Origin of the sequence: Terrihalobacillus insolitus (assembly GCF_028416575.1) — a bacterium.
Lineage (GTDB): Bacteria > Bacillota > Bacilli > Bacillales > Amphibacillaceae > Terrihalobacillus > Terrihalobacillus insolitus.
Genome location: NZ_JAMQKB010000010.1, coordinates 107,942 through 117,959, shown reverse-complemented (window position 1 = coordinate 117,959; position 10,018 = coordinate 107,942). Strand labels below are relative to the sequence as shown.

Annotated in this window: 11 protein-coding genes; 9 read left to right on the top strand and 2 right to left on the bottom strand. The window is 34.8% G+C overall.

What is annotated here, in order from left to right; genetic code table 11:
* Positions 1-108: 108 nt before the first annotated feature.
* On the bottom strand, positions 109-729 hold the full coding sequence (locus tag NC797_RS11345; RefSeq protein ID WP_272436898.1) for a S8 family serine peptidase: 621 nt from the start codon (positions 727-729) through the stop codon (positions 109-111).
* A 237-nt stretch (positions 730-966) separates the two neighbouring features.
* On the opposite strand from NC797_RS11345, the gene NC797_RS11340 reads away from it, so the two are divergent.
* Positions 967-1,533: an RNA polymerase sigma factor gene (locus NC797_RS11340; protein WP_272436897.1), complete on the top strand. Its 567-nt coding sequence runs from the start codon at positions 967-969 to the stop codon at positions 1,531-1,533.
* Positions 1,526-2,296 carry a DUF4367 domain-containing protein gene (locus NC797_RS11335; protein WP_272436896.1) on the top strand — a complete coding sequence of 257 codons (771 nt, stop codon included), beginning with the start codon at positions 1,526-1,528 and terminating at the stop codon, positions 2,294-2,296. The genes NC797_RS11340 and NC797_RS11335 overlap by 8 nt, the downstream gene beginning before the upstream one ends.
* Positions 2,297-2,322: 26 nt before the next feature.
* On the opposite strand, the gene NC797_RS11330 is transcribed toward NC797_RS11335, so the two are convergent.
* The gene (locus tag NC797_RS11330; protein ID WP_272436895.1) at positions 2,323-2,805 is read right to left on the bottom strand and encodes a hypothetical protein; all 483 of its coding nucleotides are present in this window, start codon (positions 2,803-2,805) and stop codon (positions 2,323-2,325) included.
* A gap of 296 nt (positions 2,806-3,101) precedes the next feature.
* Here NC797_RS11330 and NC797_RS11325 point away from each other — a divergent pair, with 296 nt between their 5' ends.
* From NC797_RS11325 to NC797_RS11295, 7 genes are all read left to right on the top strand, one after another.
* Positions 3,102-3,419 carry a hypothetical protein gene (locus tag NC797_RS11325; protein ID WP_272436894.1) on the top strand — a complete coding sequence of 106 codons (318 nt, stop codon included), beginning with the start codon at positions 3,102-3,104 and terminating at the stop codon, positions 3,417-3,419.
* Between the two features lie 55 nt (positions 3,420-3,474).
* Complete coding sequence (locus tag NC797_RS11320; protein ID WP_272436893.1) at positions 3,475-3,978, top strand: hypothetical protein; 504 nt, start codon at positions 3,475-3,477, stop codon at positions 3,976-3,978.
* A gap of 154 nt (positions 3,979-4,132) precedes the next feature.
* Complete coding sequence (locus NC797_RS11315) at positions 4,133-4,921, top strand: hypothetical protein (protein WP_272436892.1); 789 nt, start codon at positions 4,133-4,135, stop codon at positions 4,919-4,921.
* 755 nt (positions 4,922-5,676) lie between these two features.
* Entirely contained in the window at positions 5,677-5,853 is a 177-nt protein-coding gene (locus NC797_RS11310; RefSeq protein ID WP_272436891.1) for a hypothetical protein, read from the top strand.
* Positions 5,854-6,973: 1,120 nt separating this feature from the next.
* The gene (gene ku, locus NC797_RS11305) at positions 6,974-7,846 is read left to right on the top strand and encodes a non-homologous end joining protein Ku (RefSeq protein ID WP_272436890.1); all 873 of its coding nucleotides are present in this window, start codon (positions 6,974-6,976) and stop codon (positions 7,844-7,846) included.
* 258 nt (positions 7,847-8,104) lie between these two features.
* Positions 8,105-9,196, top strand: coding sequence for an acyltransferase family protein (locus NC797_RS11300; protein WP_272436889.1), 1,092 nt, complete (start codon positions 8,105-8,107; stop codon positions 9,194-9,196).
* Between the two features lie 522 nt (positions 9,197-9,718).
* Positions 9,719-9,856, top strand: coding sequence for a hypothetical protein (locus NC797_RS11295; protein ID WP_272436888.1), 138 nt, complete (start codon positions 9,719-9,721; stop codon positions 9,854-9,856).
* Positions 9,857-10,018 lie beyond the last annotated feature (162 nt).

Below are 10,018 nucleotides of genomic sequence, written 5' to 3'. Positions count from 1 at the left end.
TTCTTTAAACTCTTTTGAGAATGTTCTTCTTTCTCTTTTGGCCATAAATTGATTCTCCTCCGACTTTGTATTGAATCAAGTTTACATGACCTTAATGAGTCTGTCCAACTAAGTGTAACCTATCCAAATTACATCACTATAGCTTCCATTCCCAAATTGATCTAAAACTTTAATTCCGTATAATTCTACATTTGGAGCTACACCAATTACTCCAACATCATTATTTTGGGCTGATACAGTCCCTGCAACATGAGTTCCATGACCGTTATCATCCATATAACTAGCTGTCCCTGAAACAAACGATACACCTCCACTTACATTCAAATCTTCATGTAAGTAATCTATACCCGTGTCTAAAACTCCGACCTTAACACCTGTTCCTAATAAACCACTTTCTTGAACTTCCGTAGCTTTTACATGCGGAACCCCCCAAGGAGTTTCTTGACCAATCGCCTTAACCTTACCGTCTGCTTCGACGTATTCAACTCTTGGATTATTACTTAGTGCTTTAGCTGCTTTTTCAGGTAAGGTAACTGAAACAACAGGCATGTTTTGATATTGACGTTTCACTTCGCCGCCGTAATTTTTAATTAGATTAACGTCAACTTGATTGTTAAAGGATACGAAATAATCCTTAAAGTTAGGTGCTCTCTCCCCTTCCGAAGCTAAGCTAGGAGAAGCGATAGCCATAAGTAAAAATACAGTAGTTAAAATTAATAAGCGCCTCATAACGATCCCCTTTCTTTATTCACCAATTTATGAAGGTTTCACTTATTAAACAATTCAGTTGGTCATTGGTTACGCTAATAATGTAAAATAGTTTAAATAGTTTTATAGTATCTTAAAATTTATACATTGAATCTATTATCTATTGGAATTTAATGCTAGTATAAGAATTAACTATATTGATATAGGAACGGTAAGGATCAGTTTAAAAAATAAAAGAAAAGATAGGGAGTATAATATATGAAAACAAAACTTTTCCTTCTTACTAAGACTGATTTTGCCTCTTTGGATAAATCGTTACAAGAAGAAGTTTATCAAGATTTTTACAAACTTGTTTATGGTGTTTCCATACAAATAATTCACGATCACTCAACTGCTGAAGATATAGTACAAGAAGCTTTCATGAAAACAATTTACAATGCTCCTAACATCGAAAATGAGCAACAGTTAATTGGCTGGATACGAGTGGTTACTAAAAATTTAACCTTTAATGTAATAAGAAAAAACAAAAAAATACGTAACCAAGATGATATTGAAAGTGTCATAAATAATGATGTAAATAATCAAGACGAATCAGTTGAAAAGAAAGTAGAAGTCAAAATGATGGAAGAAAACATTTCTAAAAGCATATTAGAGATTAATTCGGAATACCAAAACATCATAGAGTCTAAATGGATTAATGACAAGTCTAATAAGGACATTGCAAAAGAGCAAAATGCAACTGAAGGGGCTATTAAACAAAAACTACATCGTGCAAGAAAAGCTCTGAAACAGAAAATGAAGAAATGGGGTTTCCAAGATGAATAAGGACGAATTTGATCGTTTATTTGATGAGTCTATTGATAAGATGGAAAATAGCAAACCAGATGATCACTCATCTGATTATCGGCCTTCTTGGAAAAAAGTTAAAAAGAAAATAAGGTCTATAGAAAAAAGCAGAAATAGAAAAACCTTCCTTCGTAACGTTTCAATTGTTTTTATATCTATGTTCTTAGGAGCCTTCATTTTCGGGAATATGATTGAAACAAAAGCGTTCAATCCTTTTTACCAAACATTCAAGGAGATGCCAGGAGATATAGCTTCTTTCTTTTTTGGTAATCAGGACAAAGATGTAAATGATGCAAAAACTGAACCACCAACTATCGGAGCCCAAAGTAATGAAGTTGATATAAGTGAAGAAATAAAGACCGTTCACAAATTGGAAGAAGTTCAAAAGAATGTTGAATTTCCTATTCCGTCCTTTGGATATGTTCCCCAAGGTTATAAATTCAAGAATGCTGACTTGTTTATATTGCAGGGAGAAGATATTTCAAATAAGGTACGGTTCACATTTTCTAATCAAGAAAAGTCATTTTGGGTAACATTAAGTTCTCTTGATAGTGATACTACTGTAGGTTCAGGAGCAAATAGTGCTAATATAAATAAGGTTCAGCTTAAACATGGTGAAGGGTATTTAACTGTTTCCAAGGACGGGAGTTCAAAACTTGAGTTCTTGAAAGGGAATGTATATGTAATAGTTTTAGGGGAGTTACCAAAAGAAGAATTGATACTGTTTGCGGATAACATGTAAAAGCCAGGGTCTGAACCCTAGCTTTTTTATTTCATTAAAATATAGTCGCTTACTCTCTCCCCTTGCTCATAAACTCCATTATGAGAAATCCAATGCCTTGTCTTTAACCTGTAATAGTACCCCGCTTCCGCACTACGTAATACGGTTTTATCAAACACGTCTCGTTTAGAACCACTATATGTTGTTCCGGCTCCAGTATACTCCCAGGAAACGCCATTCCACTTCTGAAGGTAGAAGGTCACTCCAATAGTATCAACATATTGCTTTGCGTAAGTAGTTCCTTCTATTCGAACATAATCAGAATTATATATCGTTAATAGATTGGTTCCATCTAACAAATACTGGTGGTTTGAATTGAAAAATCCGTCTATATTCATTTCTTCTACAGGAGGTGGTGTCTTTGCACCATATTTATACCTTCTTTCCGCTTCTGTTGTGTTAGAGAATGATAGTAAAACAATGACACCTACAATGATTGCGGGGATAATACGAAATGCTAACTGTTTCATTTTTTTCATCACCTTTCAACTGAGTATTCCTTTTAATAACACTTCAAAAGGTTGAAGGGTTACGAAAAATTTTTAAAAAACCGTAACCTTTCTTCGTGATAATTGTTTATTAAGTAAGACCTTACACAAAAGTTGATAGCTCACTAAAATTTTAGGTCTATGGTGTGGCTCAATCTAAGAATAAAAACATACTATTGAACAGCCAAAATGCCGAAAGAGGAGGTAATATATTTTATCTAATCACTCTTAGTTGTTGGTAGTAGCTTTGATTAAAAAAGTTAAAAGGAGGAGTAAGTTTGAAAAGGAAAACTTTAGTATCAAGTTTAATTATCTTGTTTGTGTTAATGGGTACAGCCTTTTCCTCTGTTTCTGCGGAATCAAACAACAAAGTCGATAACAACAACAGAGTTAGTAACGTCACCATCAATGAATATCAATGGGCCAAAAAGATGAATGAGCTATCAAGAGAGGAACTAAAAGATAAGGGGCTTTCGAACGAGGAAATAGATTCAATCAGAAGCTATAAGATGAAATTTAAAGATCACTATAAGAAAATGGCAAATATTCCTGAAAGTCAATTAGAGAATTTAGGTTATACGAAGGAACAAAGTTGAATTACTAAAGAAAAATAGAGGTAACTCTAACTACACCGAGGATGAAATGGTTTCTATGGCTGCTTCGGTGAATGTAACTCTTACAGTTGATAACTTTTACTATGATTCTAGCACTAACAGAACTAAAGCAAGATTGGATAGTAGGTTTCAATGGTCAGGTGTACCTTCCTTTAAAATGACAGATATTTTGGCTATAAGTTGGAATAACTATATGCAAACTGGAAAAGTAGGTGGAGTAACATATAGGCATATTTACGGAACACAATCTGATTACTTCAAATCAGCCACTTATTTACCGCCAGAGGGTGGCATGGAGTCTTATGGTGGTGGATATAAATGGAGTGTTTCAGAGCAAGACAATTATTTCTATACGTACAAAGGATATGCTATCTTTGTTATTGAAAAGGCTAACTACAATCATTTAGAAGCTTACACTGCCTATGGACACCAACAGGGTTATGCAAAATTATCATTTTCTGTACGTTCAGGAGTGGATGTTCAGTTCAATTTGCAGCGTAAAAACATTGGTGATGATTATTTTAGTGCAAGATATCCTTAAAAAACTGTAAGGTAATGTTCATTTTCAAACAAATTTTCCCTTTAGATAGCTGAAATAATCTATCTAAGGGGGACTTGAATGTTATATACTGGTTTGATCGAATATAATTATAAAACTTAAATTAATGTTATTATTGCTCAAAGGAGGTTGTGCTTTGAATAAGACTACACTTATTAAGATAACGGGTGGTTTAATAGTCGCATTCATTCTTATATTCACCTTTTTTAAAGCTTTCCACTACTTTTCATACAAGGAAGTGATTGAACAAAAAACACCCCCTCTTAATGTAACTGAGAAAAAAGACTTCGAGAGTTTGAGTAACGAAACGGTTCAGACACTTCAAAAGATGGGTTTCAACGAAATAGGGATAAGCACGATTAAGGAGTTATCGGGTGATTCACCCTTAAATGAAGTTATTACTTATTTAGAAGAGTTTGATAATCAGCAATTAAACATTAAGGATTTAAAGTCGATGGAACTTATCCTCAATTCAGAAAGAGAAGAAGGCGACAATCTTACTATTAATGTAAAACCTATAGCGAGTTTTTATACCAACAGTGAAAATGATGAGTATGAAACCTATTACACCAAAGTTCATTTTGCTGTTAACGTTAATAATCCTATGGTTTTCCAATCAAAAGATACATTTCAATTAGGTTTTAATGAGTGGTATCGAATGTTTGGATATGCAAAACTTCATTATGTTTCTAAAAGCGGGGAAAAGTATGACGAATACCGGTCAACGGTAAATAGTAGTACTAGAGAAGAAATGATAAAATTTGATGTGAGGAAAAGCGTAGATGGTACTACATATTATCTGTCTGGAATTACAGGGATTCATATTATTAAAGGATTAAATCATTTATCGCTTTATGCAGGATATAACCATTCTAAACTAATCAAAAATCAACCTATAAAGCAATACTGGGCAACATGGAATTAAATATTGAAAGTCATTTTAATTTTGTAATAGAAGGAGATTCTGTTTTTATAGTGGATCTTCTTTTTTCTTTAACCTGAATCCTAAAAGGAAAAAGTATAAAGGAAGTAAAAGAAAAACTAAGCAAAAAGGTAAAAGAAAATAAAGAACAAGATACTTTTACAATAAATACGGACTATTCTAGTTATACTAATGACGGATGGGATGATGCTGACGGTATTTGGCAAGGACAAACTTATATAATTTATGATGGGCTGACCTACAACGGTACTGAGTTCGAATATCGGCTATACAATAAATTCCGTTGGGACCAACAACCACGCGCAAACAAGAAAGATTTATTCGCTATCTCTTGGGGAAGTAATGCAACAAAAGTTGCATCACTTGACAGTAGCTCTGTTTATTGGAGATATGAAGATATATACGGTTCAACAAAATACGATTATTATAACGTTACTCATGATCCAACGGATTTAGAAGGTACTGATTGGTCATTTGATTTAGGTGAAACTTATACTGCTTTAGAGATTAACGGATTTGGAAAGGAAACATTAAGGATCCCGGAATCTAAGAGAGGACAAACCTTTACATTTGCAGGTGGATATTTCCATCCTTGGTATAGTGAGAAAGGTTTCATTTCATTCTGCGGAGTCGGGATAAACTTTTCGACACACACTGGCGATAAATGGGCATGGGATGAAAGTTTTGAGATTGGTAAATAAGAAGTAGAAGAGGTCTAAAAAGCAAGGAGAGAAATTATGCTCTACACTTTTTTAGTTATTCTTGGTTCATTTATATTAGGATTTATACTGTATCAAATTTCACCGATTCAAGTCATTTTTGAACACACAGACCTTTTAGGGATGTTTCAAATTGCTAACTTCATAATTTTGGTTGTTATTTTGTATCTGTTATTGAAAAAACGTAGTGAGTAATAAATTCTATATGTTTTATTAAATCTTAGTTCGGAAGTGATCTTATGTCTAAAAATAGGCGCCTTATTTGGATATCCCCCTCTGTTAGGATAGATGTCGTACGATACTTTAGTATTATAGTATGAATTAAAAAAGGGCACAAACAACCTGATCGAATTAGAAGACAGTATCCAAATATAACTAAAATGAGGTACAATAGAGTTAAGCACGAGACGTTGTGAGGGTGGGGACCACTCACTTTGACCTCTGGACACCAATTTTTAATGTAAGCATTAATTGGTGGAAGGAGGGATAATATTGGAAAACATCGCGGCAATATTTCTGATACTGTTTGCAGCTGGAACATTCTTTGTTACATTGCTCCAATACATCATGAATCTCATAAAAGATATGATAGACAAGAAATGAACCCCACCCCGCTGACTCGCAATCAATAGGGTAGGGTTCTTTCTTTGCTTCCTTGTTTTAAGGTAGTCCAGAGGGGATCTCCTCCCGAACTGCTTACCGTGCTAACCGAGAATGTGTCCTGCATTCTCGGTTATTTTATGTTTTCTTATAAGTAATTATAACCTCAAAAATAAGAAATGTCTAATTACCTACAAGCTGACAAAAGCTTATAACAGTATTCTTTCATTGCATCATCAGTACTAACAAGGTTATCCGTTAATACAGGTGGTATGAAAGTTACATGATACCATTGACAATGACCACTATAGGAGTTTTTTAATTCCCTAGTCACTTCCATTGTTCTTTTATTCACTTTGAATTTTGATTCATAAAATTTTTTCTCCTACTTTTAGAGTGGTATGTTCTGCAGTATCGTCCAAAATATCTGCTTCATATACAATGCCTTCTTGAATCACAAAAGGGGGGTCTTCTCGCCCGTAAAAAGATAAAGGATAAATAAATATTTAAGCCACGCTTTAATTGCGTGGCTTTCAATTGTTCCCCTGTGGAAAACTCTCGCTTTGGATTGGCTGCATTAACTTCATTACGACATCCTCCTTTTGTCTTATCGTTTACAGGTTCATATCGCGCTAATCATAAAAGTTTTTTTGTGAGGCAAAATATGTCTAGAACGTACTGATTACGTTAATCCGTCGAGAAGGAGGTTTGTGTAATGCACACCATGTGGAAGGGTACCATCAGCTTTGGGCTTGTGAATATTCCGGTCAAGCTTCATGCAGCGACAGAAAACAAGGATGTTAAACTTAGACAACTTCATAAAGAATGCCAATCACCGATCAAGTATGAACGAGTTTGTCCTGTTTGTGAAAAAGAAGTCAAGAACGATGAGATCGTGAAAGCATATGAATATGCAAAAAACAAATTTGTTATTTTAGATGAAGAAGAACTTGAGGAATTGAAAAAAGAGGAGACAGATCGATCGGTAGAAATCATGGATTTTGTCCAATTGGAGGAAATAGATCCAATTTATTTTGAACGTAGCTATTACCTGTCCCCAAATGAAGGTGGATCAAAAGCATACACATTATTAAGAAAAGCATTAAAAGATACTGGGAAAATTGGTGTAGCAAAAATGATGATTCGGTCAAAGGAACAACTGGCTGCCATTCGAGTATATGAGAACACATTAGTTGTGGAAACAATTCATTATCCAGATGAAGTAAGGGACGTACAAGATGTTCCAAACGTTCCAGAAGAAGCGGAAACGGCAAAAAAAGAGCTTGACACTGCTAAAATGTTAATTGAACAACTCACCACCACATTTGATCCAGAAAAATATAAAGACGAATACCGAACAGCATTGCTAGATTTAATTGAGGAAAAGAAAAACAAAGATCAAACCACAACTGCCAAAGATAAACCAGTACCTGACAATGTGACAAACTTAATGGATGCACTTCAAGCATCGTTAGACCGAGCCAAAAAAGATAAACCGAGTGCCAAGAAAAAGGCAACGACAGGCAAGAAAACAGCAGCATCCAAAAAAACAACTCCAGCGAAAAAGAAAGCACGAAAAAATGCATAAATGGTGGGGATAATTCCCCGCCGTATTAAAATAAAATAAACCTGCGAACCCACAGTTTAGAAGGCTGTTGATTTTGATAATTCCCCACCGTATTACAATAGTAACGATTTTTTCAATTACATAACAATTGGATTTTGTTCTGCTTACAATTGGTTAACGACGGTTCAAATTGTTTCATTACTATGCGAAAATTTGGTAAACAGGGTAGAAAGAAAGGAAATCCCCTGCTATTAAATTTTCTAAAAAGGAATGAGACATATGCAGCGTGATGCTTATATGGATAATGCAAGGCTGGCCTTGATCTTCCTTGTAGTCTTTGGGCATGTCATTCAACCGATGGTAAGTGAATCAAAAGCAATCGAGACCCTGTACCTCTGGATTTACTTTTTTCACATGCCCGCTTTTATTTTTCTTGCTGGTTTTTTTGCAAAAGGATTAGGTGATTTTACGTACATTGCGAAACTTGCAAAAAAACTGCTGTATCCGTACTTGTTTTTTCAACTTTTTTATACCGCCTATTTCTTTTTTATTGACAAAATCGACTGGTACAATACCTTGTTTTATCCACAATGGGCGCTTTGGTTTTTGCTAAGTTTGTTTTGTTGGCATATTTTGTTACTCCTGTACAAGCGGATATCCCCCCTTATTGGGATTATGACTGCAATTCTAGTCGGTATTTTCATTGGTTATATGAGTGATATTGGTCACATGTTCAGCCTGTCTAGAACCTTTGTATTCTTTCCATTTTTTTTAATCGGATACTGGGTAAAGAAGGAACACCTCGCACTACTTAAAACAAAAGCGGTTCGGCTAACAGGAATAGGCATCCTACTCCTTGCAGCAATAGGTTTAGCGATTTCACCTAGTTTTTCAGTTGGGTGGCTTCTTGAATCCAAATCCTATGCCACTTTAAACATGCCAGTGTACGGTGGTTTTATCCGATTAGGTGTGTATATACTTGGGTTTGCCATGTCAGTCAGTGTATTCGCGTTTATACCGAAAAAGCAGTTTCGATGGACCAGCCTCGGTCAAAGGACACTATATGTTTATCTGCTTCATGGTATTTTTATCTGGTTGTTTAGGACAACAGACTTGATACAGGTCGATAACCTATTAGACTTACTTGGTGCGGGAGTTGTTTCACTGACCATCGTTTTTGTACTCTCAAACAAATGGGTGGTAGGTATATGGCAGCCAGTTGTGGAAGGGAAATTAACATTCTGGAAGGAACTCCTTAAGCGCAATAAGAAAGTAAATTCGGCAATGAACGATCGAATGAACAAAAAGGGAACCAACACCTTTCCACAGAAAACGGGAAGTACCGTTAATCACAACTATTATACAAGGTAGGGTGATTCAAGAGTTCAGCTATTAGCTGCTCTCTTTTTTTTCTTTTGAAAAAACAGAATTCTAATGATTTTGACCCCCATAAAGATTTATTAAATACGAAAATTTTAAGAAAAAAGTAAAATTTTATTAAAATAAAGTTTAATTGGTTTTTTTGTAGGGTAATGAAGACATGGAGTTAACTTTGGCTATAACATAAAGATTGTACATAATTCTCTTCATTTTAATTTTGGGACATGAGTTTATAAACGAGAGGAGTGGTTGCTACTACATAGTAAATTGGAAATGATAGTCCATTAGTTCGATTTTTTAATGGCAATGGTAGCATAAAAAGGGAAATAAGTTGGAAAAAGACGGATGGTATTGTAATTAATTGGGTTTTTATGGGGTGAAATTCAGTGTATTCTAATATTATTTCTTAAATTTTGTTGAAAGTAGTAATGTGAAAGCGCTATACTTGATATAGTATACATAATCGGACGGGGTATAAAAGTACATATTCGGTGTTAGGGGGAATCGCTTCATATGATCAGCTTTAATAGCTTTGTGGGAGATATGGAGAAAGAACTAGAACGAAAGCTCATGGAAAACGAGTTAGAATTTGTACAATGGTTGTATGCTCGCTATGAAGAAGAAGAAGTAGAAGAAAGAATAAACGCTTAAAGCAATAGAATGAACGATACGAATGACATAGCATCGAGTGAAAGGTCTTGGGTCATGGGATACGACCGCAAGGCTTTTTTGGTTTTCTATAAGAGGATGTTCAAAATGAGGTTGGTGTACATTTCTGTTATACTATAAAAAGAAGGGAATAAAGTGTGGGAG

Bases quoted from the DNA above. Each gene is read 5' to 3' on its own strand.
- NC797_RS11335 (WP_272436896.1), top strand. From the start codon at position 1,526: ATGAATAAGGACGAATTTGATCGTTTATTTGATGAGTCTATTGATAAG.
- NC797_RS11300 (WP_272436889.1), top strand. From the start codon at position 8,105: ATGCAGCGTGATGCTTATATGGATAATGCAAGGCTGGCCTTGATCTTC.
- NC797_RS11295 (WP_272436888.1), top strand. From the start codon at position 9,719: ATGATCAGCTTTAATAGCTTTGTGGGAGATATGGAGAAAGAACTAGAA.
- NC797_RS11345 (WP_272436898.1), bottom strand. From the start codon at position 729: ATGAGGCGCTTATTAATTTTAACTACTGTATTTTTACTTATGGCTATC.
- NC797_RS11330 (WP_272436895.1), bottom strand. From the start codon at position 2,805: ATGAAACAGTTAGCATTTCGTATTATCCCCGCAATCATTGTAGGTGTC.
- NC797_RS11320 (WP_272436893.1), top strand. From the start codon at position 3,475: ATGGCTGCTTCGGTGAATGTAACTCTTACAGTTGATAACTTTTACTAT.
- NC797_RS11310 (WP_272436891.1), top strand. From the start codon at position 5,677: ATGCTCTACACTTTTTTAGTTATTCTTGGTTCATTTATATTAGGATTT.
- NC797_RS11340 (WP_272436897.1), top strand. From the start codon at position 967: ATGAAAACAAAACTTTTCCTTCTTACTAAGACTGATTTTGCCTCTTTG.
- ku (WP_272436890.1), top strand. From the start codon at position 6,974: ATGCACACCATGTGGAAGGGTACCATCAGCTTTGGGCTTGTGAATATT.